This is a genomic window from Geotalea daltonii FRC-32 (assembly GCF_000022265.1).
Classification (GTDB): domain Bacteria; phylum Desulfobacterota; class Desulfuromonadia; order Geobacterales; family Geobacteraceae; genus Geotalea; species Geotalea daltonii.
The window spans coordinates 1,231,268-1,257,809 of the sequence record NC_011979.1 but is presented as its reverse complement, the minus strand read 5'-3'; the positions used below and the strand labels follow the sequence as shown (position 1 = coordinate 1,257,809).

Annotated in this window: 29 protein-coding genes; 2 read left to right on the top strand and 27 right to left on the bottom strand. The window is 54.1% G+C overall.

Features of this window, described 5'->3' with window-relative positions; all coding sequences use genetic code 11:
* The 4 genes from GEOB_RS05710 to tsaA form a co-directional block, all read right to left on the bottom strand.
* A complete protein-coding gene (locus GEOB_RS05710; RefSeq protein ID WP_012646236.1) occupies window positions 1-279 on the bottom strand; it encodes an Imm27 family immunity protein in 279 nt (92 codons plus the stop codon).
* Window positions 280-324: 45 nt separating this feature from the next.
* Window positions 325-744, bottom strand: coding sequence for a type II toxin-antitoxin system VapC family toxin (locus GEOB_RS05705; RefSeq protein WP_012646235.1), 420 nt, complete (start codon window positions 742-744; stop codon window positions 325-327).
* Window positions 741-1,022: a type II toxin-antitoxin system Phd/YefM family antitoxin gene (locus GEOB_RS05700; protein ID WP_012646234.1), complete on the bottom strand. Its 282-nt coding sequence runs from the start codon at window positions 1,020-1,022 to the stop codon at window positions 741-743. Before GEOB_RS05700 ends, GEOB_RS05705 begins: the two co-directional genes overlap by 4 nt.
* 93 nt (window positions 1,023-1,115) lie before the next feature.
* On the bottom strand, window positions 1,116-1,637 hold the full coding sequence (tsaA, locus tag GEOB_RS05695) for a tRNA (N6-threonylcarbamoyladenosine(37)-N6)-methyltransferase TrmO (protein ID WP_012646233.1): 522 nt from the start codon (window positions 1,635-1,637) through the stop codon (window positions 1,116-1,118).
* Between the two features lie 280 nt (window positions 1,638-1,917).
* Between tsaA and GEOB_RS05690 the strand changes: the two genes are divergently transcribed.
* Entirely contained in the window at window positions 1,918-3,237 is a 1,320-nt protein-coding gene (locus tag GEOB_RS05690; RefSeq protein WP_012646232.1) for a diaminopimelate decarboxylase, read from the top strand.
* A 145-nt stretch (window positions 3,238-3,382) separates the two neighbouring features.
* On the opposite strand, the gene GEOB_RS05685 is transcribed toward GEOB_RS05690, so the two are convergent.
* The 5 genes from GEOB_RS05685 to GEOB_RS05665 all read right to left on the bottom strand — a co-directional run bounded on the left by GEOB_RS05685 (window position 3,383) and on the right by GEOB_RS05665 (window position 8,028).
* Entirely contained in the window at window positions 3,383-4,504 is a 1,122-nt protein-coding gene (locus GEOB_RS05685; protein WP_012646231.1) for a Fic family protein, read from the bottom strand.
* Between the two features lie 286 nt (window positions 4,505-4,790).
* A complete protein-coding gene (locus tag GEOB_RS05680) occupies window positions 4,791-5,531 on the bottom strand; it encodes a right-handed parallel beta-helix repeat-containing protein (RefSeq protein ID WP_012646230.1) in 741 nt (246 codons plus the stop codon).
* A gap of 260 nt (window positions 5,532-5,791) precedes the next feature.
* Entirely contained in the window at window positions 5,792-6,136 is a 345-nt protein-coding gene (locus GEOB_RS05675) for a hypothetical protein (protein ID WP_012646229.1), read from the bottom strand.
* A 587-nt stretch (window positions 6,137-6,723) separates the two neighbouring features.
* Entirely contained in the window at window positions 6,724-7,680 is a 957-nt protein-coding gene (locus GEOB_RS05670; RefSeq protein ID WP_012646228.1) for a transposase, read from the bottom strand.
* A 3-nt stretch (window positions 7,681-7,683) separates the two neighbouring features.
* Window positions 7,684-8,028 (bottom strand): DUF3024 domain-containing protein, encoded by a 345-nt coding sequence (locus tag GEOB_RS05665; protein WP_012646227.1) that lies wholly within the window; start codon window positions 8,026-8,028, stop codon window positions 7,684-7,686.
* A 355-nt stretch (window positions 8,029-8,383) separates the two neighbouring features.
* On the opposite strand from GEOB_RS05665, the gene GEOB_RS05660 reads away from it, so the two are divergent.
* Window positions 8,384-9,346 carry a helix-turn-helix domain-containing protein gene (locus GEOB_RS05660; protein ID WP_012646226.1) on the top strand — a complete coding sequence of 321 codons (963 nt, stop codon included), beginning with the start codon at window positions 8,384-8,386 and terminating at the stop codon, window positions 9,344-9,346.
* A 254-nt stretch (window positions 9,347-9,600) separates the two neighbouring features.
* Here the strand turns inward: GEOB_RS05660 and GEOB_RS05655 are convergent, their stop codons facing one another.
* The 18 genes from GEOB_RS05655 to GEOB_RS05570 form a co-directional block, all read right to left on the bottom strand.
* Window positions 9,601-10,803 (bottom strand): ImmA/IrrE family metallo-endopeptidase, encoded by a 1,203-nt coding sequence (locus GEOB_RS05655; RefSeq protein WP_012646225.1) that lies wholly within the window; start codon window positions 10,801-10,803, stop codon window positions 9,601-9,603.
* Window positions 10,803-11,030 carry a type II toxin-antitoxin system HigB family toxin gene (locus GEOB_RS05650; protein WP_230199019.1) on the bottom strand — a complete coding sequence of 76 codons (228 nt, stop codon included), beginning with the start codon at window positions 11,028-11,030 and terminating at the stop codon, window positions 10,803-10,805. The genes GEOB_RS05655 and GEOB_RS05650 overlap by 1 nt, the downstream gene beginning before the upstream one ends.
* A gap of 188 nt (window positions 11,031-11,218) precedes the next feature.
* A complete protein-coding gene (locus GEOB_RS05645) occupies window positions 11,219-12,451 on the bottom strand; it encodes an LL-diaminopimelate aminotransferase (protein WP_012646223.1) in 1,233 nt (410 codons plus the stop codon).
* 15 nt (window positions 12,452-12,466) lie between these two features.
* Complete coding sequence (locus tag GEOB_RS05640; protein ID WP_012646222.1) at window positions 12,467-12,874, bottom strand: HEPN domain-containing protein; 408 nt, start codon at window positions 12,872-12,874, stop codon at window positions 12,467-12,469.
* Window positions 12,867-13,178, bottom strand: a complete 312-nt coding sequence (locus GEOB_RS05635; RefSeq protein ID WP_012646221.1) for a nucleotidyltransferase domain-containing protein — start codon at window positions 13,176-13,178, stop codon at window positions 12,867-12,869. The genes GEOB_RS05640 and GEOB_RS05635 overlap by 8 nt, the downstream gene beginning before the upstream one ends.
* Window positions 13,179-13,198: 20 nt before the next feature.
* Window positions 13,199-14,002, bottom strand: coding sequence for a 4-hydroxy-tetrahydrodipicolinate reductase (gene dapB / locus GEOB_RS05630; protein WP_012646220.1), 804 nt, complete (start codon window positions 14,000-14,002; stop codon window positions 13,199-13,201).
* 106 nt (window positions 14,003-14,108) lie between these two features.
* Window positions 14,109-14,981 carry a 4-hydroxy-tetrahydrodipicolinate synthase gene (dapA, locus tag GEOB_RS05625; RefSeq protein WP_012646219.1) on the bottom strand — a complete coding sequence of 291 codons (873 nt, stop codon included), beginning with the start codon at window positions 14,979-14,981 and terminating at the stop codon, window positions 14,109-14,111.
* Window positions 14,982-15,063: 82 nt separating this feature from the next.
* Window positions 15,064-16,317 (bottom strand): diaminopimelate decarboxylase, encoded by a 1,254-nt coding sequence (gene lysA, locus GEOB_RS05620; protein ID WP_012646218.1) that lies wholly within the window; start codon window positions 16,315-16,317, stop codon window positions 15,064-15,066.
* 171 nt (window positions 16,318-16,488) lie between these two features.
* Window positions 16,489-17,244 carry an LPS translocon maturation chaperone LptM gene (gene lptM, locus GEOB_RS05615; RefSeq protein WP_012646217.1) on the bottom strand — a complete coding sequence of 252 codons (756 nt, stop codon included), beginning with the start codon at window positions 17,242-17,244 and terminating at the stop codon, window positions 16,489-16,491.
* A 62-nt stretch (window positions 17,245-17,306) separates the two neighbouring features.
* Window positions 17,307-18,683 carry an argininosuccinate lyase gene (gene argH, locus GEOB_RS05610; protein WP_012646216.1) on the bottom strand — a complete coding sequence of 459 codons (1,377 nt, stop codon included), beginning with the start codon at window positions 18,681-18,683 and terminating at the stop codon, window positions 17,307-17,309.
* Between the two features lie 42 nt (window positions 18,684-18,725).
* Window positions 18,726-19,874, bottom strand: coding sequence for a hypothetical protein (locus GEOB_RS05605; RefSeq protein ID WP_012646215.1), 1,149 nt, complete (start codon window positions 19,872-19,874; stop codon window positions 18,726-18,728).
* Window positions 19,875-19,912: 38 nt separating this feature from the next.
* Window positions 19,913-20,362 (bottom strand): nucleoside diphosphate-linked moiety X motif 17, encoded by a 450-nt coding sequence (locus tag GEOB_RS05600; protein WP_012646214.1) that lies wholly within the window; start codon window positions 20,360-20,362, stop codon window positions 19,913-19,915.
* A gap of 66 nt (window positions 20,363-20,428) precedes the next feature.
* A complete protein-coding gene (locus tag GEOB_RS05595) occupies window positions 20,429-21,649 on the bottom strand; it encodes an argininosuccinate synthase (protein ID WP_012646213.1) in 1,221 nt (406 codons plus the stop codon).
* 193 nt (window positions 21,650-21,842) lie between these two features.
* Window positions 21,843-22,754 carry an ornithine carbamoyltransferase gene (gene argF, locus GEOB_RS05590; RefSeq protein ID WP_012646212.1) on the bottom strand — a complete coding sequence of 304 codons (912 nt, stop codon included), beginning with the start codon at window positions 22,752-22,754 and terminating at the stop codon, window positions 21,843-21,845.
* 77 nt (window positions 22,755-22,831) lie between these two features.
* The gene (locus GEOB_RS05585) at window positions 22,832-24,022 is read right to left on the bottom strand and encodes an acetylornithine transaminase (protein WP_012646211.1); all 1,191 of its coding nucleotides are present in this window, start codon (window positions 24,020-24,022) and stop codon (window positions 22,832-22,834) included.
* A gap of 24 nt (window positions 24,023-24,046) precedes the next feature.
* Window positions 24,047-24,925, bottom strand: coding sequence for an acetylglutamate kinase (gene argB / locus GEOB_RS05580; protein ID WP_012646210.1), 879 nt, complete (start codon window positions 24,923-24,925; stop codon window positions 24,047-24,049).
* Window positions 24,926-25,033: 108 nt separating this feature from the next.
* The gene (locus tag GEOB_RS05575) at window positions 25,034-26,161 is read right to left on the bottom strand and encodes a hybrid sensor histidine kinase/response regulator (RefSeq protein WP_012646209.1); all 1,128 of its coding nucleotides are present in this window, start codon (window positions 26,159-26,161) and stop codon (window positions 25,034-25,036) included.
* Between the two features lie 25 nt (window positions 26,162-26,186).
* Window positions 26,187-26,531: a cupin domain-containing protein gene (locus GEOB_RS05570; RefSeq protein WP_012646208.1), complete on the bottom strand. Its 345-nt coding sequence runs from the start codon at window positions 26,529-26,531 to the stop codon at window positions 26,187-26,189.
* Window positions 26,532-26,542 lie beyond the last annotated feature (11 nt).

Sequence of the window (26,542 nt, the reverse complement as noted above, 5' to 3'; positions counted from 1 at the left end):
TTATCCAGTATAGCCGAATCGTGTCGCCGCATCGGCCTGGGTGATGACCCGCAAGGTCGGCGGTCCGCCGGCAAAGGCGAGCACCTTCTCCCACAGGCGGTTGTCCCTAGGGTCGCGGTAGAGTTCCGCACCTTCATCCGGTTTCTCCGCCAGCTTCTGCAGCCGGTTGGCGGCCAGCCATTCCACCCGGTCGGCAATGGCATCGCCGGTTATCTTTAGACCAAGGTCAAGCCACATGCCGACCAGTTCCGTCTCTTCAGGCTTCAAGTCTTCAAACATCTTTTCCTCCTTTACTTTCAAGGGGTGAAGTAGAAACTGCCTACCTCACCCCCACGGATTGCAAACCCTTCCGCCACATCGCTCCATATCCTTCACATTGCGGGTAACCACAACCAAGCCATGGGCCGTAGCGGTGGCGGCAATGAGAGAATCCATTACCGGTAACTTCTCTCCCTTCTGCTCCGCCATTCCCTGGAGTTCCCCCCAGCAGAGAGCGGTTTCCAGATCAATGTCCAGGATGCGTCCGGTGAACCTTTCCACCAGGTCAAGGGCGACCCAGGCCTGAAGCTCATCTTTTTTGGAGCCATCGGGGAGTTTGCTGATCCCTTTCTGCAACTCTCCCAAATTCAGAACACTGAGAAAAAGGGATTGCTCTTCCTGCTCGTCCAACCAATTGACCACTGCAGGGTTCGGCTCTTTTTTCACCAGCTCGGAAATCAGACAAGTATCAAGCAGGTATTTCACAGCTCCACCTCGCGGGATATATCGGCACTGCGGCTGAGATCGAGCTCCACATCACGCAGGGGAGATTCCTTGAAAAACTTGGCCAGGCCGGTACGCGGCACGGTCAGCTTGCGATACTCATCAAACGATACGACGACAGCAGAAGGTTTGCCGCGTAGGGTAATCGTCTGCGGACCATCATGCTGAGCCAGTTTAATTACCTGGCTCAAGCGGTTCTTGGCTTCCTGAAGCTGCCATTCACGGTCATGGGGCAAGCGATCCGTTTTTTTAGATTTCATAGGAGCTCCCTTAGCTAGCTAGACAGCCTAGCTAGTTAAAATGTACCACAGCATTGAAGCGACATCCACCTTATTTTCCGACAGATCAAACGGTCACCTGGGCTTTCGGGGCCCCGGCGCAGAATGACGCCCGAGCGTTGCATCCAGTTCATCGATCCAACCGGCTTTGGCGTCTGGAAAGGCATCCGCATAGGGGACATAGGGTTTGATATCCAGAACGGGTGTTCCATCCAAGAGATCCACACCGCGCAGATGGAGTGTCCTCCCTTCGATCGTTACCAGTTCCACAGCCGACAGGCCGATGGAATTGGGGCGATGGGGGGAGCGGGTGGCCAGGACGCCCCGCTTCGGTCCGCCGCGAGGGGGTTTGACACTGCTTCTCCAGCCTTCACTCAGATGAAAGGCGAAGATGAGCCAGAGCCGGTCGAAGCCGCTCAGATCCTGAATGACCTTCTCGTCCAGCCACTGCTGCAGTTCCAGGGTAGCCATGGCGAAATCCCCGGTTTTCGTGCCTGCCACCACTGTGCTCTGATGGGGTGCGTCGATGCGGCGTGCATAGGGGGATTGGAGGATGCCGATGGGGCGATAGATGAAAGGGGAATCGTGGGTCATCATAAAGGCATTGGAACTGTGGTTGTTTCATTAAGGAAGAAACTGATATTCATTGCTGCGCATTTTCGCTCATTAAACCGCAAAATTTCAAGCATTAAAATGGCAAAGGGGGCACTGGCCCACTTTGGAATAAATGTGCTGTCCCCATAACGCCACCGTTACGCAACAAAATTCCACAGATATCTTGCACCATAGCAGTCGAAAATGTTAAAAGAGATGTCCATCTCTTCATTTTGTCTAAAGACTAAAATGCAGTGTCATATCAAATTATGAGGGTGTAAGAATGACGATGAAACACTTTGGTCCGACTAAACTCGATGCAACACTCATCCCCCAAATTGCCCAGCAGTGGGGAACGCCGATATATCTGCACGATCAGGCATACATCGAAAACAGCTGTGAACAGCTGCTGAACATGCCCAACGCCTACGGCCTGCACGTGCGCTACGCCATGAAGGCCAATTCGGATCGCACCGTCCTGCGGGTCGTCACCAACAAAGGACTGGATCTGGACTGCTCGTCGGTCGATGAAGCGGCCCGTGCCCATGCCGCCGGCATTCCCTATAGCCGGATGATGCTGACCACCCAGGAGGTGCCGGCCGATGAGGAACGCGCCGAACTGGAGTCGATGATCAAAGCAGGCCTCAAGTACAACGTCTGCTCCATGACCCAGTTTCAACTGATTGCCGACTTTGCCAAAGCCAACACTATCGACCTGTCGATCCGGGTCCATCCGGGCGCAGCAGGCGGCGGAGAAAGCGCCACCCGCGACACCGGCAGCGAATATTCCTGCTTCGGTGTCCATCTGAACGATGTTCCCAAGGTCAAGGCCCTGGCCGCCGAGCAGGGGCTGCGCTTTACCCAGGTACACGTGCACATCGGTTCCGGTGGCGATCCGGAAAAATGGCGGGAGAACATCGATCGAGAGTTGGGCTTCGTCAAGACCTACTTCCCCGATGCCACCACGGTAAGTTTTGGCGGCGGGCTGAAGGTGGCCAGAATGCCGGGGGAAAAACAGGCCGACATCGCCTCCCTGGGTGCCTATGCCAAGCAGCGGATTGAGGAATTCAAGGCGGCCACCGGCCGGGAACTGAAGATGGAGATCGAGCCGGGCACCTATGTGGTAGCCAACTCTGGCCATATCGTCACCCGCATCATCGATAAGAAACTGACCAACGGCATGAATTTCCTCATCGTCGACGGCGGCATGGAACTCTTGACCCGCCCGCTCCTGTACGGCTCAGAGCATCCCATTGCCATCGTAAGCCAGGACAGCACCTTACTCTCCAGCGAGTATGATCAGACCCCCACGGCGGGGCTTAAATCCTTCGGCATCGTCGGCCGCTGCTGCGAAAGCGGCGACTCGGTGCGCCTGGACAAGGAGGGCAATATCGTGCCGGTCATGATCATCGAACCGGAAATCGGCGACTATGTGGTCATTGGCGGCACTGGGGCCTATTCCGAGAGCATGTCACCGGAAAATTACAACTCCCACCGCAAGCCGGGGGCAGTCATGAAAACCTGCAGCGGTGAACTGGTGCTGATCAGGAAAAAGCAGGTGCGTGAGCAAATTTTCCAGAATGAACTGGATGTGAAACTGTAATAGGCGATCAAACAGTCACAGAAACTAAAAGGCCAAGGGGCGCGCGTCCCTTGGCCTCTTTTTGTATGGGATAGGCTGAGAAGAAAGTTCTCCAAATTATTACGAAAAGAGTTCGGTCCCTTCCCTGATGATGGCCAGATAGGCCTCATGGAGAAAAATCCGGTCTCTTTTTTTTGCCGCTCACTTCCTTCAGAATGCTGAGCGCTGCCAGGTTGTTGACCGCCTTGCCCGCTGCCGGTGAGCTGATGCCGAGCTCCCGTGCGACAATGGCGATGCTCACGTAGGGACGGCGATAGAGCAGATTGAGCAGAGCCATGGCAGTGGGCGCCGCCTTCCCCAGTCCTGTCAGCTTCTGCCGGTCGACGGCCATCAGATCCATGATCGCCTTGGCGGCATCTGTCGCCTGTTTTGATATTTCATAGACCCCCTGCAGATAATACTTGATCCACCCTTCCCAGTCGCCATCCTTTCTTACGGCATTGAGCCGTTCGTAATACTCCTGGCGATGCTTCTTGAAAAAGAGGCTCAAGTACAGCAGCGGCTTTTCCAGTACCTGGTCGTGACAGAGAATGAAAGCGATCAACAACCGTCCCATTCTGCCGTTACCATCCAGGAAGGGGTGGATAGTCTCGAACTGGGCATGGGCGAGGCCGGCCTTGAGCAGCGGCGGTACCGTCTCATCGTGCAGGAATTTCTCCAACTCGCCCAGACAGGAGAGCAGTTCATTGGCCAGCGGCGGCACGAAGGCGGCGTTGCCCGGCCTGGTGCCACCGATCCAGTTCTGGGTCGTCCGGAACTCGCCGGGACTCTTATGCCCCCCTCTGATGCCTGACATCAGCCGAGCATGGATTTCCTTTATCAGCCGCAGGCTCAAGGGGAGTTCCCGCAGCCACTCAAGGCCGTAATTCATGGCATCCACGTAATTGGATACCTCGTTGATGTCGTCAGACGAACTCTTCCCGTCGATTTCGCCTTCAAACGCCAGCAGATCGTCCAGCGATGCCTGCGTTCCCTCGATCTGGGAGCTGAGGACCGCCTCTTTGCGGACGTACATATAGAGGAACAGGTCCGGGTTGGGGAGCGTATATGTGCATCCGTCCAGACGCCCCAGCGCCCGGTTCGCCAGTTCCATCAGCCGGCTCATTTCGTCGTCGATCAGAAGCGGCGGATTTGGCGGCAGAGGGTTGGGCAAAAAGGCGCTGTAACCGTCCGGCCCTTTCTGCTGCAGCACCAGCCTGCCGCCGCGTGGCGATACCTCGGTAAACATAGAGGCTCCTGGTAAACCTTAGAGGGTTTTACTTTTCTGACACCTGTTGCTATTTAACGATAGTTTCATTATGCAATCCGCTAATAAGCTTTAAAGCCTTATTGTTTATTAGTTAAGAAATTTATGAAACGGAATCATGCTTTCCTTTCTTAGTGAAAAATAGCAAAGGCGGCCGATTGGCCGCCGTGCATAATACGAAATATGGGGAGTGTCCTTGCCAGGTAAAAAAATCCCCGCTTTCCAATCTGGAAACTGTTCGTGTCACATCCGGATGGACACTAAACTACTAATTCTGGGCATTAAGCCCGAAGCTACAGTTACTACACCCAGTAATGTTCACAAGGTTTCCATATGTTACATTTCCGTCGTACAAAGACCCTGCATTGGTCGCAATCCCATAACTTGCACTATAAGTAACGGTATTGTTTTTTACCAGGCATGCCACACCATTGGTAATGCCATTATACAGGCTGCTGGTCACGGTGTTTCCTGCGATAGTCGTATTGCCATCGGTAGCAATAATTCCATGGCCATTATTGAAGAGATTGTTATCTTCAACTCTGGACCCACTGCCCACGCGGATGCCAATGTATGAGCTGCCCGTAACCGTGCATCCCTTAACCTGGTTGTTCGTGCCGAACAGATGAATGCCCCAGAGGCTATTTCCTATAGCATTCACACTGGCGACCCTGACATTGTTATTCCATTCCGACACCTCTACACCTGATGTGAACCCTGTTATCGTTCCATTCGAGATTTGAATGTTGCTCCCGGAAGTTACCACTACACCATTTCCTGAACCTGAGCCGGAAAGGGTGAACCCATTCAGGTCTATGGCTACATTGCTGGCCTGGACACTGATGCCATCACCACTGCTGGTCAGATTTTGTGACACGACATAGGAACCCGGTTGCGAAATGGTAAACGGTAAAACGGAAATCTGAGTTGCTGCAAAGCCTTGCAGTGGCAGCAACAGTATCGCCCCAGTCAATAATAATGAAAACTTTGCCCAAGATGTTCGCCGCATGCTCCCTCCTAAACGTTGACTTAGTCTCTTAATTTGTTTCCATCCGGAAACTCCGGATGTGAAACTTTTGGTTTCCGGATCGGCAAGGAGGGATTTTTCGTTCTGGCAAGAAAATCAAGGGATGCGCGGAGGCGTACATCGGTACGCCGCACAAGCGATCCTGCAGATTGACACCGCTAGGGCGGAAAAGCACCATTTCCGGACGGAAACTAATTTAAGTGCCAAGTGAAAACCTCATCGAGCCAGAGGACTTGACCCCCTCAGCGAAGGGCCAGACCGGCGACGTTGGCATAAGGCCCGGTGCAGGTTCCGTCAAAGAAGACGCCAACGGGCCGGCTATTGATAAATGCCGTCGTAGCGATACCGATGAGATTGCGGATATTTTCCGTGGTTCCCTGCAATTGAACATAGGGCGTTGCAGCACCACAAGCCGGTTTGCTGGCCGCCCCTTCTTGTAAAATGAGGAAAGCCCGCGACCCCGCCCCTGCAACGTCACTGTTAACTTCTATTTCCGAGATGTGCACCGATGGGTTCCAGACACCGGCATAGGCATTGGCAGCAACCAACAGAGTAAGTACAGCGAACGATGAGATAAGCTTTTTCATTTTTTCCTCCTTTAATTTGGGTTGAGTTCACTGCAAAGACTGGTGTTACTGACGCAGACAGATCCTCCCTTCCGATAGATTTACCGCTTTTGCCGTGAACAAATTGACTGCCGGGGGCACAATAGCAAATATTTATTAAATTACTACAATGCATTGCGTGCATTATTGAGGCTGGATTGCACGCAGAGCGTGCAAGGGATGTGGAAATAAAGAAGAGGTAGCAGGGAGGGGAGGCGGGGCAGACGAGCTTAGACGGGCAGGTGGAGGCCAATCGTAGATGTCCCAGAACTGCAAACAATATATCGAGCTTACCAGAATTAAATTTTTATACATTTAGTTGAATGTCTAAATAAAAAGGATAACTAGGTCTGAGTTGGGTCTGAGTTGGGTCTGAGTTGGGGTCAGGTCTGAGTTGGGGTCAGGCTTTGCATGTGGTTATGGTCTGAGTTGGGGTCAGGCTTTGCATGTGGTTATTTGCTGCATCTTCGCCCAGGTCTGAGTTGGGTCTGGGTCTGAGTTGGGGTCAGGCTTTGCATGTGGTTATTTGCTGCATCTTCGCCCAGGTCTGAGTTGGGTCTGAGTTGGGGTCAGGCTTTGCATGTGGTTATTTGCTGCATCTTCGCCCAGAGTTCCTCTTTCTCCCGCATGAGAGCCTTTTCTGATGTTGACCGCAACTGTAGCCGGTTAGCCGCTGCACTTAGTGAAGATATATCCCTGCTGACACGACAGCCCAAATCCGTCAGCGAACAGCTCGACACGTCCTGAACAATCCACGCCGCCATACCGCGAGCATGGGACAGCGCACGGCTCTTGCCCGGACTGGCAAGCTTTTCCTCCACCGTCTCGTAATATTTGCAGACGGTAGATATGACATCCTCAACGGTGATCCTGACATGCAACATCTCCGCATCCCCGATCACAGTTTGAACAAAATCTTCTTCGCCCAATATCCGGCTGTCGGATATGCCCTCTCCATGGAAGTCACATCTCCGCTGTCCCGCACAGCCTTCCTCGACAAATCCAGCATAGGCTGCAATAGCCGTCTTTTTTCTTGGAGAAAGCATTTCCAGAACCGTATCGGCATGCAGCCAAGGCAACTTTTCCTTTCCCAGGTAGGCATTATGGCCAATCCAGGGATATTCACCGATAATTTTGACCATGTTCGCCCGTAGGGGGTTAAGGTGGATATAGCGCACTAACTCCAGAAGGTACGCATCTTCATCGACTAGAATGGCCTTATATCGTCCCTGAAAAAGATGGCCCGAGCGATCATGCCGCCAGTTGATCCAGCGGGTGTACCGGAAGGAAACATTCTGCATGATGCGTGACAGGGGAATATCTGACACCTGCACCACCAGATGGATATGATTGGACATCAGACAGAATGCGTGAATGCGGCATCGGAAGCGCTCAACACTTTCTTGCAGCAGCAAATAAAGGCGGTACCGGTCCTGGTCGTCGAAGAAAATGTCCTGCTTTCCGTTGCCCCGGAGGATCACGTGGTAAAAGGCGCCTGGATGATGGATACGCGGCTTGCGTGCCATGTTCTACCCCCAGAATATGCCGGTTGGATCCTGGTCAACTTCCTTCAGCAAGTTTTGAAGATTTTTGCTGGGATCTACATCCACATAGTAATGCCAGCGGGAGTTCCGGTCTGCGCAGTACAGGGTCCACAGTCCGGTGCCAGGATCGAAGCGGAATTGGGCAACAGGAATTTCAACCCAATGACTCGGTTCTGGAAAAGACGGGCGCGATTCAAAGAGGGTCACGTTGTCACGTCTGATGCGAAAGCCCATGCGGATTTTCTCGGATAGCTCCGGCGAAACTTTACTTTTGCAGTAGTCGGAAAGTTTCTTTTCGACTAACTGCTTTACCAATTGTGGTAATGCCATTTCTCCCCCCATACACATACATGCAGATTTACTAGAATTATGGCAACTATACCAGGCAAATCACCAAATGCAAAGCCTGACCCCATTTCCTTTTAAATGCAAAGCCTGACCCCATTTCCTTTTGACCCCATTTCCTTGACCCCATTTCCTTCGCTATGTGGCGGGAAGCCCAGACCGGACTCCATCCCCTTATACCCTCGTTCTTTGGTGCGGGCCGCAATGCAGATGGAATATGTAAATTCTTTTTACATTCTAATTTACTAAATTAAGTTGCGTAATTACTAAATAATTGTTAAAAGTAAAATTACCTAGAAATTAGGCGATTTTACTAAACTACTATGAAGGGAGTATCGAAATGCATACTGAAGACCTGGTACAACTCGCGTTGAAGACTTTGTCGTGCAGTCAGAAAGAACTCGCTGTTCGCCTCGGGGTGTCACCCACTCAAATCAGCAAATGGAAGAATAAAGAGCATATGTCACATGAAATGGAAGAAAAATTTCGAAAAATTTTGGCTATCGGTGACAAAGACCCTTCGTTCGTGCTGTGGGCAGGCTCTCTTCAAGAGGCGAATAAGTGGGAAAAACTCATTCATTTTCTGGCCGAGATTGCTATAGAAAATGCCGAAACTGGATACAACACTTACTCCCTAAATGACGAACTGAGGCTTTTGTGCTGGGAAACATTCCATGTTCTCAGGGAGATTGGTGTAGATATACCTAAAAAATTCCCTGATGAATTAGAAACCGACTTCAATAATGTTTTTACCGATGGCCTTGGTGATGAAGTTACGGTTTTTCTTGAGAAGAACCCGTATTCAGCTCTGATCTACAAGATCTACATATCACTGAATGATGTTTACGGGTTCTATGCCGCGTATATTGCTGAACTGATAGACGACGATGATCTTGAGTTAGTAGGAACAGCTGCTGACAATATTGAGCCATGCCTGATAGATCTCGCTGCTTGTAAGATTGATGTGGACGAAGCATTTGCGCCTAAATTCAGAGAGCACAGACATAAAGTTTTGAAGGACTATGAAGAATGGATCAATATCGTAAAAGATCGAGCCTTCCGCACCGGTGTTCCGTTGAGAGCAGAGCTTCTGGGGCTAGTCTTTGACTCCCATGACGACCTCGGACATGAAGCTGAGGCCGAAAGTCTGGGATTTAACGCCTCGCGAATTCATCCAGATATTTATATTAATGAACTCCTCATGGGTATGAGAACGATTCATCAAATCTTACCTGTCATAATGAAGAAACTCGGAATATATGACGAGTTCAAGCTGGACACATCGGAACTCCATGTTAGATAAATGCGGGCATTCAACCTTTTAGTGTAAAAAAGGCGGCCTTCCCGCCGCCTTTTCAGTTAAACATCTTCTACTCCAAATTTCAATTTATCGTCTCCACCACCTCAATCACATTCTCACGATACCCGAAGGCCGGCAGCTGGAAGAAGCCTTCACCGCTGGAGCCGAACAGAAAAAGCCTTGTGTTCAGCATTTATGAGGGAAAGCGAAAGGGATTCGTATGGCACTAAAAGTAGATAAACATGGATCGCTTTTTCCTAGATGCCTTGCATAACTAAGGTGCGCACCTGTTTATAGCCAAGCAGGCCGCTGAATATCCTGTAATTCTGCTTTTCCTTACGGATGCGGCCCGCAGGGATTGCCGGACTGATCCTGAGACTGGCTGCAAAGTCGATAATCCTCCGCGTCGACGGGTTTCGTTCCATGTCGGCTGCATGCCACAGTTCAGACGGAATAAGCGCCTCAGTTGCCCAATGATCAGCATCCTTCTCGAATAAATCTATTTCTGCTTGGTCAAGGTCGTCGAAGAAAGCATCACACTCCCCGCCATCAAAATGCAACGCGACATGTGCCAACTCATGACACAGGGTGAACCAGAAGTTGTCCAGCCTGTCGTGGCGGAGGGTCAACGCCACAAGCGGTGAACCGTTCTGAAGCATTACGGCAGCTCCATCCAAGTGGGTATGGGGAAGATGCTCTTCCACCACGAAGTGGATACCGCTCTTCAGAAGGTATTCCCGAGCCAGAAGAGGCCCATTATCAAGGTAGCTCAGCCGGACAAGGTCACGAATGAAGTCTGTTGTTACCGTGCCTGGCTGATATCGTGGTATCTTCTGCTCCTGAGCCTGCAGCGAGACCCGAATCCTCCATGCGGCCAGGGCATAGTTATCTACCTCACTTCCAGAACGCACATGCTGTCGTAGAAGTGCCGGCTGCAGTGTGTCAGCACCGACATGGGCTGCCCAGCCACCGATCAATTCGGCGATCTGCTTCTTTGCCTCGTTAATAGTGCCTTCAAAATGAGGCAGCCATTTCCTTTTGACCATTTCAGCCAAGGGAAACCGTTCCCACTCTATCCCTTCAGAAGCAGGTACACCTTTGGTTTCCGGCTCACGCAAAAGAACTTCCGCCCGGATTCCCAGTCCCTCGTGAAGCTTACGTATCATGGCAATGCTCAGTGGGCGCTGGCGCGATAATACCTCGGAAACCTTGCTACGACTGCCAATAAACGGTATGAGATCCTTCTGCTTCAGTCCCGCCTGTCCCATGCGGAATTTAATGGCTTCGATGGGGTCGGGAAAACCGATAGGATGAGCCTTGTTTTCATACAATTCAACCAGTGTAACCAGCAGTTCCAGTTCATCTCCATCGGGGGTGCCTAGATCGGCATCTATTAGCTCATCTATGCGGGCCAAGGCTATTGCATAATCGTTTTCGTTTTTTATGATTTTGTGGATCATCACACCACCTCGACATCTACCGCGTCGTATTCCTTGTGGGTACCGACAAACCTGATAAGAACAATCCCATTTTTATAGCTTATCTTCACCACCAGCCGATACTTGTTACCACAGATATTGAAGACGACCCTGCTATCCTTGACAATGCTGGCACTATGGAACTGTGCCTTTACTTCAGCTGGGGTTTGCCACGCAGCAGCCTCCGTCTCTGCATGCCAGGATTTCAAGGCGTCTTCTGCATCGGGAAATCTCTCCCAAAATTGGCGCAATGTTTTCTTTGCGATAACTCTCATTTAGTTTGTATAACAGTTCCCAATAAAATGGCAAGCAAAATTATTCCCAAAGTGGGAACAAAAATCGCATTTGTTAGTGCGTTGGTGTAAAAAAAAGGCGCCGTTGAGGGCGCCCTTTTTATCTACTTAAGGTTCTTCTTTATCCTCTCCACCGCTTCAATCACATTCTCCCGATGACCGAAGGCCGACAACCGGAAGTACCCCTCCCCGCTCGGCCCGAAGCCTGAGCCCGGCGTCCCGACCACATTGCATTCGGTGAGGAGTTTGTCGAAGAAGTCCCAGCTGGTCATGCCACCTGGGGTTTTGAGCCAAATGTATGGAGCATCGACACCGCCGAAAACGGTAACGCCGACTTCCTTCAAACCTTCACGAATGATGCGGGCGTTCTCCATGTAGTAGTCGATGACCTCTTTGGTCTGCTTCCATCCCTCGTCACTATAGACGGCAGCAGCAGCGCGCTGTACCGGGTAGGAGGCACCGTTGAACTTGGTGGTGGTGCGACGCAGCCAGAGACGGTTGAAGCTGTATCGCTCGCCGTCAGCGGTAGTTCCCATCACCTCTTCGGGCACGACCACCAGGCCGCAGCGGACGCCGGTGAAGCCGGCGGTCTTACTGAAAGAGCGGAATTCGATGGCGCACTTCTTGGCCCCTTCGATCTCGTAGATAGAGTGGGGAATGGACGGATCGGTGATGAAGGCCTCGTAGGCGGCGTCGAAGAAGATGACGGCGTCGTTGGCGTTGGCGTAATCGACCCATTTCTTCAGCTCGGCCTTGCTGGCCACGGTGCCGGTGGGATTGTTGGGGAAGCAGAGATAGATGATGTCCACCTTCTCCTTGGGGAGCTCGGGGATGAAGCCGTTGGCCTCGTTACAGGGCATGTAGACTATCCCCTTGTAATAGCCCTTTTCGTCGGCCTCACCGGTGCGGCCAATCATGACGTTGGTGTCGTTGTAGACCGGGTAGACGGGGTCGCCGATGGCCACCACGTTGTCCATGGCGAAGATGTCGAGGATATTGGCGCAGTCGCACTTGGAGCCGTCGGAGATGAAAATCTCCTCGGTCTTGAGGGAAACGCCGAGGGGCTTGTAGGATTTGTCGATGATGGCGTTAATCAGCCAGTCATAGCCCTGTTCCGGGCCATAGCCGGCAAACTTGTCGGTGGTAGCCAGGTCGTCCACCGCATCGTGGAAAGCCTTCAGCACAGCCGGGGCCAGGGGACGGGTCACGTCGCCAATGCCGAGACGGATGACCTTGGCAGAGGGGTTGGCCTCGGCAAAAGCCCGCACCCGGCGGCCGATTTCGGGGAACAGATAGCCTGCTTTCAGTTTCAGGTAGTTATCATTGATTTTTGCCATTGCGTAGTGCTCTCCTTATGCATTGTATTCAAGGGTGATCTTATTCAAAATAATCGTCTCTATTTCTACTGCAACCTGAAAGGCATATTGGGCTTCCTCCAGAGTCGGCTCGAAAAAGTCATCTGGATAACGCACACCGACTCCATATTCCGAGATTTCCTCTAACTGCTCCTCGTATGTCAACAGTTCGGGAAGAATATCGGCCACATCGGTAAGCAACTTAACCAGATCGTGAGTTTTGGAGATATTGCGGGCATTTGCAACCAGCACACCTTTCAGCAGCTTCTCTATCGCTTGTTGTGCATGAAAGCAGACCGTATCGGTGGGAATGTTTTCGGCAGCCAAGTTATTGCGGATGTTTTGCAGGTCGTGCTCTGCCTTGTGGAACCATTGCCGGACAATCTCCGCCGTCACCTCATCCATGCAGCAACCTGCCGTAATGTGCCGCGTTGTAGATCAGTGTACCGGGAATATCCTTGTAGCGCGCAAACTCCTGGGGTGTGTAGACGAAAGCATCCAGGGAAAAGGTCCGCTGGGGGAACAACCTTTTGACGGCAACATTCCGCTTGTGCGGAGGGAGCTCGGAGTCCATGACCACAAGAATATCCACGTCGCTTTCATCGGTGGCATTTCCGTTGGCATACGAACCGAACAGGTAGATCTTATCCGGATGCATAACCTCAGTGATCCGCTCTTTCAGCCGTTCCAGGTCCAAAAAAGATAGCATGATCCCGCTCCTTGGAGATGCTACTTCAGCCCCAATACATCCTGCATATCGTACAGCCCCGGCTTTTTGCCAACGACCCATTTAGCCGCCCGAACAGATCCGCGTGAGAACATGTCCCTGGTCATGGCTCGATGGGAGATCTCGATCCGTTCACCCATGCCTATGAAGTAGACGGTGTGCTCGCCGATGATATCGCCGCCGCGCACGGTCTGCATGCCGATCTCTTCCTTGGTGCGCTCGCCGCAGATCCCCTCGCGGTGATAGTTGGCCACCTTGTTGTAATCGCGGCCCAAAGCCTCGGCCACCACCTCACCCATGCGGACGGCTGTACCGGAAGGGGCATCCTTCTTCTTGTTGTGGTGCAGCTCGACGATCTCCACGTCGAAGTCGTCACCCAGAGTCTTGGCCACATCCTTCAGGACCTTGAAGCAGACGTTGACCCCCACGCTCATGTTGGGGGCAAGCACCGCCGGAATATCCCTGGCCAGCTCGGCGGCCAGTACCCGTTCTTCCGGAGTGAAGCCAGTGGAGCCGATGACGATGGACTTCTTCTTCAGGGCGCACGCCTCAAGGTTCTTCAGGGAAACCTTTGGAGTGGTGAAGTCGATCAACACGTCGCACCCTTCGACGACGGCATTGATGTCGTCGCTGATCTTCACCTTGAGTTCGCCGCAACCCGCCAGGATGCCTGCATCCTGGCCGACCAACGGATGCCCTGGCCGTTCCAGGGCACCGGAAAGCTCCGCTCCTTCGGCTTCGGTTATTGCAACGATAATTCTTTGACCCATGCGGCCAGCGGCACCGCAAACGGCAACTTTCACCATTGGAAAACCCCTTGTCTCACCACGAAGGCACGAAGAACGCGAAGAAAACAAAAGGTATAATCTATTGGTTTACTTCGTGTCCTTCGTGTCTTAGTGGTAAATCGATTTAGATAAGCTTGTACTCTTTCATAACAGAGATGAGCTTATTTTTATTTGCATCTGACATCGGCGCCAACGGCAGCCTGACCTCGTCGCTCGCCTTGCCCATCAGGCCGACAGCGGTCTTCACCGGAACCGGATTGCTCTCGATGAACATGGCATTGGAAATCTTCAACAGCTTCAGGTGCCACTGACGGGCTTCTTCCATCTTGCCGGCAAAGAAGGCGTCCACCAGGGCGGCGACCTCTTTGGGCATGATGTTGGCCACGACGGATATGACCCCCTTGGCGCCGCAGGCCATCATGGGAAAGGTGATGAAGTCGTCACCGCAGAGGACGTCGATCTTGTCGCCGCACAGGGCCAGCACTTCCGAGGCCTGCTGCAGGGAGCCGGTCGCTTCCTTGATGGCAACGATATTCTTGTGCTCGGCCAGCCGTGCCACCGTCTCCGGCAGCAGGTTGACACCAGTGCGCCCCGGAACGTTGTAGAGGATCTGGGGGAGCGCCACTGCCTCGGCAACGGCCATGTAGTGGCGATAGAGCCCTTCCTGGGTCGGCTTGTTGTAGTATGGGGTAACGAGCAGCGCGCCGTCGGCGCCGAGCTGCTTGGCATGCTCGGTCATTTCGATTGCTTCGCGGGTGGAATTGGAGCCGGTGCCGGCAATGACCGGAACCCGCTTGTTCACCTGTTGGACAACGATCTCGATGACCCGGTCATGCTCCTCGTAGTCCAGGGTGGAGGACTCTCCCGTGGTGCCGCACGGCACGATGGCATCGGTGCCACCGGCAATCTGGAATTCCACCAGTTCCCGCAGTTTTTTTTCATCCACCACACCTTTGTTGAATGGTGTGACAATGGCGACAATGCTTCCTTTGAACATATGCAACCTCCGTTTGGGTCAAGACCGGGGTGTGTCTGCCTTATCCAGGCAAAGACAGGGTCTTGCCCATATATTATTTAGTCTACAGGAACGAAGGAACTTTTTCACCCTTCATCAGGTCTTCCACCGTCTCCCGCTCGCGGATAACCTCGAACTTGTTCCCCTTGACCATGACCTCGGCAACGCGGGGACGGCTGTTGTAGGAGCTGGACATGGCGAAACCGTAGGCGCCGGCGGACATGAAGGCCATCAGGTCTCCCTGTTTGAACATGGGCACCTCACGGTCCTTGGCCAGGAAGTCCCCCGACTCGCAGATGGGGCCGACGATATCGGCGGTGATGGTGCCGTCCTGGTTTTTGACCACCGGTTTTATGCCATGGAAGGAGCCGTAGAGGGCCGGGCGGGCCAGATCGTTCATGCCGGCGTCGATCACTATGAAGTTCTTTTCGTCGCGGTGCTTGATGTAGAGAGTCTTGGCCACCAGAATACCGGCGTTGCCCACCAGATTACGCCCCGGCTCGAAAATGAGGTGCATGCCCAAGTCCTTGGTCTCTTTGATGATCTCGCTGCCGTAATCGGCCGGCAGGGGTGGTGCCTCGTCGTTGTACTGGATGCCCAAACCGCCGCCAAGGTCGAAGTACGTGAGGCTGATGCCCATCTCCTTCAGCTTGCCGATGACATTCTTCAGCTTCTTGATTGCGTCGACGAAGGGGCTGACTTTGGTCAGCTGGCTGCCAATGTGGCAGTCGATGCCGAGGATTTCGATGCCCGGCAGGCCCTTGGCCCGCCTGTACTCTTCAATGGCGCGGTCGATGGTGATGCCGAACTTGGCATTCTTGAGACCTGTGGTGATATAGGGATGGGTCTGGGGATCAACGTCAGGATTGACGCGGATGGCGATCCCGGCCTTCCTGCCCATGCGGTTGGCGATCTCGGAGATGCGGGTCAGCTCCTGCTCCGACTCCACGTTGAACATGAGGATGCCGGTGTTGAGGGCGTACTCGATCTCGTCGTCCTTCTTGCCGACGCCGGAGTAGACGACTTTCGAAGGACTCGCCCCCGCCTTCAGCGCCCGGTACAGCTCACCGCCGGAGACGATATCGACGCCGCCACCCAGATTGACGAAGTTCTTCACCACCGCCAGGTTGGAATTGGCCTTCATCGAATAGCAGATGGTATGGGAAACGGTAGCAAAAGCCTCGTCCATGGCGCGGAAATGGCGCTCTAGGGTGGCCTGGGAATAGACGTAGAAGGGGCTGCCGATCTTGGCGACGATGTCCTTGATCGCCACATCTTCGGCATAGAGATCGTGCCCCTTGTACTGAAAGTGGTGCATTAAACTTTTCCTCAAACTCGAATTAGATAAAATTACCAGTGTACGGTGCCAGTGGCAATGAATCGATTTTCACAAGCAGGGAGAGGGAAAAAACGATAAAAAGTGAATACTTCTAACATACAGGAGGGTAAAAGTCAAAATAAACGACGTTATATTGGCAGATTGAGAAGATCAGTCAGGCTCTGCCAAAGCCCCGCTCACTTGGTTGGAAGGTGCGCTTTCCACCTCTTCTCCCGCTGCCTTGACCAGGGTACGCACTGCATAGGAATAGGTAACACCCCGCTCCACCCGCTGGTCTTCAAAGGTATTGCCGGTGACGGGCTTGTCGTTGAGGGGAATCGGGGGGATGGACTGCCCGGTCCGCCAGCGGTAGATATTGTATCCCGACAGGACAGCGGCCGGCTCCACCTGCGCAGGATTCAACTCAATAAGGATACTGGTTGTCTGGGAAGTTGCCTTGACCTCCGGCGGCAAGGGGGGATTGACCTTCTGCCGTCGGGCCCGATTGGATTCCGGACTGGGGGTGCCGTCCTTTTTCCGCGAGATGACCTTGTACTGGTAGGTCTTGCCGGTCTCTACCCCGTTATCGTTGACCAATAACAGGTTGCCGAGGCGGTCCACAACACGCAGGTAATCCAGATCGACCTTTTTCAGCAGGCGATAGGCAGTTTGGCACTGTTCGCAATCCTCAGCCGGGGGCAACACCTCCCTCCGAAAGAGCTCAAAGCCGGCAAGGCCGGTCAGGCGACCACCCCCGGCTTCCTTGGTCGGCTGGGACCAGGAGAGCTGGAAAAAGTCCCCCTTCTGCGCAACATGGAGATCGGCCACGGCAGCAGGGACCAGCGCCTCCGGCGGCACCAGCGGCCCCTTCTTGCCACAGGCAGAGAGTAAAAAGATTATGATGATGGGAATCAGGATTTTTAGCATGTATGAAAACCTATCGATTGCCCCGCAGCCGAACGCAGAAATTGCCCAAAAGCCACAGCCGTCTACTTGCCAGCTCGTACTCTGGCAATCTCTCTTTTAACCCCTTCCAGAGAAGTGCCGCCGGTTGCACGGCGAGCATTGACGCTAGCCTCCAGGGTGATGGCCTCATAGATGTCGGTATCGATCATCGGGGAGAAACCCTTCCATTCCTCGATGGCAAGCTCCGGCAGGTCCTTTTTGTTGGCGATGCAGTATGCAACCGATTTTCCTACCACCTCATGGGCGTCACGGAACGGCATCCCCTTGCGCACCAGGTAGTCGGCCACGTCGGTGGCCGTGGAAAAGCCTTTTGCCGCTGCGTTGCGCATGGTGTCGGTGTTGACCTGCATCTCCCGGATCATATCGGCAAAGATCTTGAGGCTTCCCTTGACGGTGTCGATGGTGTCGAAAAGCGGCTCCTTGTCCTCCTGCATGTCCTTGTTGTAGGCCAGGGGCAGTGATTTCATCACGGTGAGGAGGGCCATCAGGTTACCGTAGACACGGCCGGTCTTGCCCCGCACCAGTTCCGGCACGTCCGGGTTTTTCTTCTGGGGCATGATGGAAGAGCCGGTGCAGAAGCCGTCGGAGAGGTCGATGAATTTGAATTCACTGGTGGACCAGAGGATCAGCTCCTCGGAGAATCGAGAGAGGTGCATCATCAGAATGGAGGCATCGGCCAGGAATTCCAGGGCAAAATCCCGATCGGAAACCGAGTCGAGGGAGTTGCGGGTTACCTCGGGGAAGTCCAGCAATTCGGCCACGTGCTCCCGGTCGATGGGGAATGTGGTCCCGGCCAGGGCACCGGCCCCCAGCGGCAGGATGTTGGTCCGCTTCAGGCAGTCTTCCATGCGGCCCTTGTCCCGCTTGAACATTTCCACATAAGCAAGCATGTGATGGGCGAAGAGAATCGGCTGGGCAGTCTGGAGGTGGGTATAGCCCGGCATGATGACATCGATATTCTTTTCCGCCTGGGTGAGCAGTGAATCCACCAGCAGATCAAGGTAAGCGCTGATCTCCACCAGCTCGTCCCGCAGGTAGAGGCGGATATCCAGGGCCACCTGGTCGTTGCGCGAGCGCCCGGTGTGCAGACGTTTGCCCGCCTCGCCGATCTTCGCCGACAGGCGCGACTCGATATTCATGTGGATGTCTTCCAGGGAGATGGAGAAATCGAATTTGCCGGCCTCGATCTGGTCAAGGATCTCCTGCAGTCCATGGACTATTTTCTCCACATCCTCCATGGGGATGATCCGCTGTTTGCCCAACATCCGGGCGTGGGCGATGGAGCCGCGAATATCCTGATGGTAGAGGCGCTTGTCGAAGTCGATGGAAGCGGTGAATTCCTCGACGAATTTGTCAGTGGGCTGGGTGAAACGGCCACCCCACAGTTTGTCTTTGCTCATCTGGTCTCTCCTGATGCTAATGCATGAAATATTAACAGGCGGTCAGCCGGTTACAGCTGCCACCATTTCGTCGCCCTGTATCTTGACCCACTTCCCTTCGGACCAGCGCAGGACCACGTGCACCTTGAGGGGGATCCTGCTGGTGCGGGGGTCCAACTCATGGTACAGGGGCAGGTTGATGTAGTAGAGGCGCGTGCCGCTGCCGAAGCGCAGCCGGCACACCGGCGCACCGCTGAAATTGTCGGTGGTGAACTCCGGATGCTGGATCTTTCCCAGCTTGTAATGCTTATTCATGACAACGAAGGAGTTGCCGTAGGGCGCCTGGGACGGCAGTCCTTCCAGACTGGTCTCATCAGAAGTATTGGCAAAGACGGAAACCGTCTCCCTTACCCCCGGCGTATCCTCGAGAAACTCTCCGTAGAAGCCGCTGATGACCTCGAAATAGGCCCGGTGCTCCGGCTTCGGGTTGCACTGGATGACGAATAAAGCGTCCAGACCCTGTTTGGTACTGAAGAAGAGGCGGTCGGCATGGTCGATGATCTGCTTGATGTTCGATGCGTACAGATCCCGATATATGTAGTCCAGGCAGATCAGGGCCATGAAGTTGAAGCATGACGGGCGGCTCCTGAACAGGTAAAAATGGCGGCCGCGGTAGAGGTCATGGTATTTGTCCAGGAACTCTTCGCCATGGAAGGGGTGCGACTTCGCCTCGAGAAAAACCCGCAGCTTGCCCGTTGCCTCCTTGACTGCGATGCAGCACCAGTTGACCGGCATATCCAGGATGTCGCCCGAGTCGATGTCCCGGTCCACCAGCTCGATCGCCTCGTCGTTGTTTTCCCTGAAGCGCTCCAGCAACTCCCGGTAGACCCTCAGCCGTATGTGCTCCACACCGAACATGGTGACGGTATTGGGCCGGAAACTGTGCTCCAGAATGGCCAACATCTCGTCGAAACGGGAAAAGGGGATGCTGGTCTCAGGCAGCACCAGGAAGTGGAGCTTTTTCAGGTTGCCTTCACCGATGCTGATCAGGTCGAGGATCGCCTTGACCTGGGTCCATTTCTCTTCCGGGTCGGTCAGGGCGAAGCCGTGCTCCACACGCCGCAGGTGATTGGGAATCTGGGCGATCAGGCAATGGAGATGATGCCCCTGGGGGAACTCCAGATTGATCTTTTTGTCGATGATTTGAACCATAGTCAGTTAGGTTTGTTTCAGGAGCAAAACCCACAACTTCATGACCTAATATCACAACTACAGAGTTCGGGGAAGATCTTGCCCAGTATGAACCTGGTACCGTCGGGCATGTCGTACCTGGCGAGCTCCCCGCACGGCACCCACCGGGCCTCGGCCACTTCCTGGGGGTTATGGGTAATATCGCAATAGAGCGGCCGGCAACGGTAGTAGAGGATGACGAAATGGCTATTGTGGGGACCCGGCGTCAGGTGTTCGAAGACATCCACCAGTCCCTGCACTTCCACCTCCAGGCCGACTTCCTCCATCACCTCCCGGTGAAGAGCCTCCAGCATCGGCTCTCCCAGGTCGATCTGCCCCCCCGGCATGACCCACTGGTCCATGAACGGAGGGATGTTCCGCTTGGTCAGCAGCACCCGTTCGTCGTCATCGACGATAACCGCAACTACCGAGGTGACGATATGTTCTTTTTTGTATTTTATCTGTGGCATATAAGACCGTAGGGGCACAGTGTTACCGTGCCCCTACAGATTAATCCATCTTTGGTGTTTCAGCCATTATTTCTTTTTTGCCGCAGCCTGAAGCGAGCGGATACGCAGACGGAGGGAATTCAGCTTTATGAAACCTTCCGCATCCTTCTGGTTGTATACCTGATCCTTTTCGAAGGTGGCAAAATCGAGATTGAAGAGGGAATCGGTCTCGGACTTGCGGCCGACGGTCCGGCAATGGCCCTTGTACAGCTTCACCCGTGCCACACCGTTGACCGTTTTCTGTGACTCGTCGATCAGGGCCTGGAGCATTTCCCGCTCCGGCGAAAACCAATAGCCGTTGTAGACCATCTCAGCATAGCGGGGAACGAGGGAATCGCGCAGGTGCATGACCTCGCGGTCCATGGTAATCTGCTCAACAGCCATGTGCGCCTCGCGCAGAATGGTGCCGCCGGGGGTCTCATAGACACCGCGGGATTTCATGCCCACCGAGCGGTTCTCCAGAAGGTCGACCCGGCCGATGCCGTGCTCGCCGCCGATGAAGTTGAGGTGGGCAAGGAGCTGGGCAGGCGACATCTTTTCACCATCAACGGCCACGGCGTTGCCGTTCTTGAACTCAATTTCCACGTACTGTGGCTTATTGGGGGCCTTTTCCGGCGCCTTGGTCAGCACGTACATGTTTTCCGGTGCTTCCGCCCAGGTATCCTCAAGGATGGCACCTTCGAAGGAGATGTGCAGCAGGTTTCGGTCAGAGGACCAGGGGCGCTTCTTGGTGACCGGAATGGGTATGTCGTTCTTCTTGGCGTAGTTGACCAGCGCCTGGCGGCTGTTCAGCTTCCAGTCCCTCCAGGGGGCGATGACGGTAATGGCCGGATTGAAATGGTAGTAGCCCAGCTCGAACCGGACCTGATCGTTGCCCTTGCCGGTAGCGCCGTGGGAAACGGCATCGGCACCCTCGATCTTGGCAATCTCCATCTGCCGCTTGGCAATGAGCGGCCGGGCGATGGAAGTGCCGAGCAGGTAATGCCCCTCGTAAATGGCATTGGCCCGGAACATGGGATAGACGAAGTCGCGGACGAATTCCTCCTTCAGGTCATCGATATAGACCTTGTCGGCACCGGTGGCGAAAGCCTTTTCCCGGATCGGCGCCAACTCGTCCCCCTGGCCCAGATCGGCGGAAAAGGTAATCACTTCACAACCGTACTCGTTCTTCAACCACTTGAGGATGATGGAGGTATCCAGCCCGCCGGAGTAGGCAAGGACGATCTTCTTCACTTCTTGCTTAGCCATTAAAATATCTCCTTTTCAACGATTTCAATGTAAATTGTCCAGATTTTCCTATGGAACGTCGATTTTTCGTCAGGGCAAGGCGCCCAAGGGAATCCGCGGAGGCGTGGTACCCACAGGGCATAAACAGCGCCCATCCACGTCGCACAAGGAGTTCCCGCCGGGCAACGCCGCCATGGCGGAAAAGCGGCGCTCCTCAACCCATGAGGGTTGCCATGATGGCTTTTTGTACGTGCAACCTGTTTTCCGCCTCATCCCACACCGCCGAATGTGGCCCCTCGATGACGTCATCGGTAATCTCCTCGCCCCGGTGAGCCGGCAGACAGTGGAGTACCATGCAGTTCCCCTTAGCCAGATCGAGTAGAGCTTCGTTCAGTTGATAACCGGCAAAGTCCTTTTCCCGCTTGTTCTGCTCCGCTTCCTGTCCCATGCTCGCCCAGACGTCGGTGTTGACCACATCGGCATCCTTTACCGCCTCCTGGGGATCGTCGGTGAGGACGATACTGGAGGTGGCATTGGCAAGCGCCCATTGCATGGCCGCTGCATCCGGTTCATACCCCTTGGGACAGGCAAGGGTCAGGTCGAAACCGAAAATGGCAGCTGCCTCGATCCAGGTGTTGGCCATGTTATTGCCATCCCCTACCCAGGCGATCTTCAGCCCTTCATAACTGCCGCGGTGCTCGATGACGGTAAAAAGGTCGGCCATGATCTGGCAGGGATGGTGCAGGTCAGTGAGACCGTTAATGATCGGTACCGATGAGTAGCGGGCAAATTCTTCCACGATCTCCTGGCCATAGGTGCGAATCATGACACCATCGCAATAGCGGGCCATCACCCGCGCAGTGTCCTTGATCGGCTCGCCCCGTCCCATCTGGGAATCCTTGGTAGAGATGAAGAGCGGATGCCCCCCCAGCTGGTACATACCCACCTCGAAGGAGACGCGGGTTCGGGTGGAGGATTTCTCGAAGATCATCGCCAGGGTTTTCCCCTTGAGCAGGTGATGCTCCTCCCCCCTTTTCTGTTTTTGCTTCAGCTCCCTGGTCAGGGTAAAGATGGCGTCCAGCTCGCTTTTGCTGAACTGGCTCAGTGCCAGGAAATCCTTGTTCATTTTTATCCTTTCGTAGGGGCAACCCCGCGTGGTTGCCCTATTATCGGGCGGCCACACGGGACCGCCCCTACAAAGATTCAAATCTCCGCAAGAATGCCGGCGAGAATGCCGATCATTTCGTCCACTTCCTTCTTGCCGACGATCAGCGGTGGTACAAACCGGAGCACACTGTCGTGGGTCACGTTGAGCAGAACGCCCCGTTCCAGGGCCTTCTTGACGATTTCTCCGCCGGGAATGGAAAGCTCGGCACCGATCATCAGGCCGATGCCGCGTACCTCCGTGATAACGGGGAACTTTCTTTTCAGTCCTTCCAGTTCGCCCACCAGGTACTCACCGATTTCTTCGGCGTGGTTGAGGATGCCTTCTTCCAGAATCGTCCTTATGGCTGCAACCCCGGCAGCCGTCACCAGCGGATTGCCGCCGAAGGTGGAGCCATGGGTACCCGGGCCGAAGAATTCGGCCAACTCTTCCTTGGCCAGCATGGTGCCGATGGGAGCGCCTCCGGCCAGAGCCTTGGCAAGGGTCATGATATCGGGAGTGACGCCGAAATGCTCATGAGCAAAGAGCTTGCCGGTCCTGCCGATTCCCACCTGAACCTCGTCGAAGATGAGGAGCAGGTTGTTGTCGTCGCAGATCTGCCTTACCTGGCGGAAATATTCCGCATCGGGAACCACGACCCCGCCTTCACCCTGGATCGGTTCCAGCATGATGGCACAGGTAGCAGGAGTAACCGCCTGGCGCAGGGCATCGGCATCATTGAAAGGGACATGGACGAAGCCATGCAGCAGGGGATCGAAGAATTTCTGCACCTTCTCCTGGCCGGTGGCGGAGACGGTGGCCATGGTCCGGCCGTGGAAGGACGAAATGGCGGTAATGATCTGGTAGCGCTCAGGCCCAAACTTTTCCCGGCTGTACTTGCGCGCCAGCTTGATGGCGGCCTCGTTGGCCTCGGCGCCGCTGTTGCAGAAAAAAGCCCGGTCGGCAAAGGAGTTGTTGCAGAGCAGCTCGGCCAGTTCGATCTGGGTCGGGATGTGGTAATAGTTGGAGCAATGGATCAGCTCGGCCGCCTGTTTCTGCAGCGCCGCCACCACTTTCGGATGACAATGCCCCAGGTTGTTGACGGCCACCCCGGCGAGGAAATCCAGATAGCGTTTGCCGTCCGCATCCCACAGGTAGCACCCTTCGCCCCTGACCGGCACCAGCGGATAGCGGCCATAGGTCTTCATGATGTATTTGTCGCCCTTGGCGATCCATTGTTGTGAGTTCATACTTGTTCCCCGTTCTTATAGGAATTAAGCCTGTATCTCCGTGCCGATGCCGACATTGGTAAAGATTTCAAGAAGAATGGCATGCTCGATGCGGCCATCGACGATGTGGGCCTTGTGCACCCCACCGGTCAGGGCATCGGTGCAGCAAGTGACCTTGGGAATCATGCCGCCGGTAATGGTGCCATCTTCGATCAGTCCCGGAACATCGCCAAGGGCAATACTGGACAGAAGATTGCCGCCCTGGTCCTTAACCCCGGAAACATCGGTCAGAAGAATCAGCTTCTCTGCCTTCAGGGCTGCAGCAACCTTGCCGGCAACCACATCGGCATTGATGTTGTAGCTCTCGCCACCGGTGCCGACACCGATCGGGGCGATGACCGGAATAAATCCTCCCGCTTCCAGGGTCACTAGAATGCTGGAATCCACATCAACCACATCGCCGACAAAGCCGATGTCGACAGTTTCCAACACCCCTTGTTCGTTTTTCACTTCCTGAAGCAGCTTTTTGCACAAGAGCAGTCCGCCATCCTTGCCGGAAAGCCCGACCGCCCTGCCGCCATGCTGGTTAAGGTAACCGACGACCTCTTTGTTCACCTGGCCGGTCAGCACCATCTCCACCACCCCCATGGTCGCTTCGTCAGTAACCCGCATCCCTTTGACGAACTGGGAGACGATGCCGTAACGCTTGAGAGTCTCGTTGATCTGGGGGCCACCGCCATGGACGATAACCGTGTTTATACCGATATATTTGAGCAGGATGACATCGAGAGCAAATGACTTTTTCAGTGCCTCGTCAGCCATGGCATGGCCACCGTATTTGATGACGATGGTCTTGCCGGAAAAACGCCTGATGTACGGGAGCGCTTCCATCAAGGTATTTGCTTTTTCAATCAATTTCTGCATCTGCGATTCTGGTAAACTGTTCATGCGGTACCCTTCAGAAAAAAATTAAATATAGCAGATAAGGCGAAATAATCAACATCAAAGGGGGTTTTCTGGTGCGGAGGAAATCTAGATGGGGCAGCCTTCTGCAGCCGGCAGCGTGATGGTGACCTTAGTTCCTTTTCCCGGCTCGCTTTCGATGACGAGCTTTCCGTGGTGCAGCCGAATGAATTCACGAGCATAAAAAAGACCCAGGCCAAAACCACGGATCTGGCCAGTATTTTCCCTGTCCACCTGGTAGAATTTCTCGAAGATCTTAGGCAGATCTTCTTTACTTATGCCGATGCCTTCGTCTTCAACGATTATCCTGGAAAGATCTTCCTGCTTCTCGATTTGGATCGAAACGCGGCCTCTCTCTTTCGAGAACTTGAAGGCGTTATCGATCACCTGCTTGATGGCAAAGCTGACTTTTTCCCGGTCGAGGAACAGGCTGGGGATAGGATCCAGGTTGAAGGCGATCTCTACCCCCGATTTGCCGGCCACCTCCCGTGAAGCAGGAAGGATGTCGAGAATTATGCTGTTCAGGTTGCATGGCTCAAGTTTCAGCTTGTCACCTTTGTCCATCATCTGGCTGAAATTGAGGAGATCGGTGACCAATCCGCCAAGATAGCACGACTCCTTGTAGATCATGCTCAGGTCCGGGTCTTCCGGGTCATATACTCCTGAGGCAAGGTTCTGCAGAAACAGGGAAATCGACGTGATGGGAGTGCGAAATTTGTGGGAAACCAGTGAGAGGAAATTCGATTTGAGGCGGTCGACGTTCTTGAGATTGGCAATCTCCTCCTTGAGCGCCTTTTTCACCAGCGCCTTTTCGATCGCCGTCTTCAGTTGCAGCAGGTTGAGTGGTTTGGTGATGAAATCGTCGGCATCGGCCTTCAGTGCATTGAGGATGATGTCCTTGTCCGCATAGCCGGTCATGACAATGACCACCAGCGTCGGTTCCAGCTCCTTCAGCTTCTTCAGGAGCTCGATCCCATCCATGTTGGGCATCATCACATCGGTGAGGATGACATCGACCCCGCCATTCTCGAAGACCTTGAGGGCCTCTTCGCCATCGGCAGCCTCCAGCACCCGGTAGCCTTTGAGTGCCCTGCTGCAGAGATCGCGGATGATGGCCTCATCATCGACGATGAGAATGCATTTCCCCTCCTGCTTCTGGCGGAGCTCTATGTTCTGAGTCTGAACGACATCAAGCATGGCGCCTCACAAAATCGGCTGCAGATTACTTCAGAGGTGGGGTAAAGATGGCGATAAGCTCCGCTGGGACATCCCCCGTATTGCGCAGGCCGTGGGGAATGCCCGGTGGTGCGAAGCCGCAGTTGCCGGCGGCATAAGCTATTTTCTCATCACCCATGGTGCACTCAAGCCGGCCGGAGAGGATATAGAAAGTCTCCGACTCTACCTCATGGGTGTGGACAAAGATCTCTCCGCCAGGCTCGATTCTGCCGCGATGGACACTGAGAAGACCGCTGTCAGCCTTAACAACGAGGTCTTTGAGAAAGTATTTGTCGTGCTTGGGATGGAGATTTTCAGCCAGAGCATTAGAATCGACATTTTTCCAGTTCATGGAGTCACTCC

Excerpts from the sequence above, each read along its gene's own strand:
- dapB (WP_012646220.1), bottom strand. The coding sequence starts at position 14,002 with ATGGTGAAAGTTGCCGTTTGCGGTGCCGCTGGCCGCATGGGTCAAAGA.
- lysA (WP_012646218.1), bottom strand. The coding sequence starts at position 16,317 with ATGCACCACTTTCAGTACAAGGGGCACGATCTCTATGCCGAAGATGTG.
- lptM (WP_012646217.1), bottom strand. The coding sequence starts at position 17,244 with ATGCTAAAAATCCTGATTCCCATCATCATAATCTTTTTACTCTCTGCC.
- GEOB_RS05680 (WP_012646230.1), bottom strand. The coding sequence starts at position 5,531 with ATGCGGCGAACATCTTGGGCAAAGTTTTCATTATTATTGACTGGGGCG.
- GEOB_RS05575 (WP_012646209.1), bottom strand. The coding sequence starts at position 26,161 with ATGCTTGATGTCGTTCAGACTCAGAACATAGAGCTCCGCCAGAAGCAG.
- GEOB_RS05635 (WP_012646221.1), bottom strand. The coding sequence starts at position 13,178 with ATGCTATCTTTTTTGGACCTGGAACGGCTGAAAGAGCGGATCACTGAG.
- GEOB_RS05700 (WP_012646234.1), bottom strand. The coding sequence starts at position 1,022 with ATGAAATCTAAAAAAACGGATCGCTTGCCCCATGACCGTGAATGGCAG.
- GEOB_RS05660 (WP_012646226.1), top strand. The coding sequence starts at position 8,384 with ATGCATACTGAAGACCTGGTACAACTCGCGTTGAAGACTTTGTCGTGC.
- GEOB_RS05645 (WP_012646223.1), bottom strand. The coding sequence starts at position 12,451 with ATGGCAAAAATCAATGATAACTACCTGAAACTGAAAGCAGGCTATCTG.
- GEOB_RS05585 (WP_012646211.1), bottom strand. The coding sequence starts at position 24,022 with ATGAACTCACAACAATGGATCGCCAAGGGCGACAAATACATCATGAAG.
- GEOB_RS05570 (WP_012646208.1), bottom strand. The coding sequence starts at position 26,531 with ATGAACTGGAAAAATGTCGATTCTAATGCTCTGGCTGAAAATCTCCAT.
- tsaA (WP_012646233.1), bottom strand. The coding sequence starts at position 1,637 with ATGATGACCCACGATTCCCCTTTCATCTATCGCCCCATCGGCATCCTC.
- GEOB_RS05675 (WP_012646229.1), bottom strand. The coding sequence starts at position 6,136 with ATGAAAAAGCTTATCTCATCGTTCGCTGTACTTACTCTGTTGGTTGCT.
- GEOB_RS05710 (WP_012646236.1), bottom strand. The coding sequence starts at position 279 with ATGTTTGAAGACTTGAAGCCTGAAGAGACGGAACTGGTCGGCATGTGG.
- GEOB_RS05640 (WP_012646222.1), bottom strand. The coding sequence starts at position 12,874 with ATGGATGAGGTGACGGCGGAGATTGTCCGGCAATGGTTCCACAAGGCA.
- argB (WP_012646210.1), bottom strand. The coding sequence starts at position 24,925 with ATGCAGAAATTGATTGAAAAAGCAAATACCTTGATGGAAGCGCTCCCG.
- GEOB_RS05690 (WP_012646232.1), top strand. The coding sequence starts at position 1,918 with ATGACGATGAAACACTTTGGTCCGACTAAACTCGATGCAACACTCATC.
- dapA (WP_012646219.1), bottom strand. The coding sequence starts at position 14,981 with ATGTTCAAAGGAAGCATTGTCGCCATTGTCACACCATTCAACAAAGGT.
- GEOB_RS05685 (WP_012646231.1), bottom strand. The coding sequence starts at position 4,504 with ATGTTTACCGAGGTATCGCCACGCGGCGGCAGGCTGGTGCTGCAGCAG.
- GEOB_RS05600 (WP_012646214.1), bottom strand. The coding sequence starts at position 20,362 with ATGCCACAGATAAAATACAAAAAAGAACATATCGTCACCTCGGTAGTT.
- GEOB_RS05655 (WP_012646225.1), bottom strand. The coding sequence starts at position 10,803 with ATGATCCACAAAATCATAAAAAACGAAAACGATTATGCAATAGCCTTG.
- argF (WP_012646212.1), bottom strand. The coding sequence starts at position 22,754 with ATGAACAAGGATTTCCTGGCACTGAGCCAGTTCAGCAAAAGCGAGCTG.
- GEOB_RS05665 (WP_012646227.1), bottom strand. The coding sequence starts at position 8,028 with ATGGCATTACCACAATTGGTAAAGCAGTTAGTCGAAAAGAAACTTTCC.
- GEOB_RS05595 (WP_012646213.1), bottom strand. The coding sequence starts at position 21,649 with ATGGCTAAGCAAGAAGTGAAGAAGATCGTCCTTGCCTACTCCGGCGGG.
- argH (WP_012646216.1), bottom strand. The coding sequence starts at position 18,683 with ATGAGCAAAGACAAACTGTGGGGTGGCCGTTTCACCCAGCCCACTGAC.
- GEOB_RS05670 (WP_012646228.1), bottom strand. The coding sequence starts at position 7,680 with ATGGCACGCAAGCCGCGTATCCATCATCCAGGCGCCTTTTACCACGTG.
- GEOB_RS05605 (WP_012646215.1), bottom strand. The coding sequence starts at position 19,874 with ATGGTTCAAATCATCGACAAAAAGATCAATCTGGAGTTCCCCCAGGGG.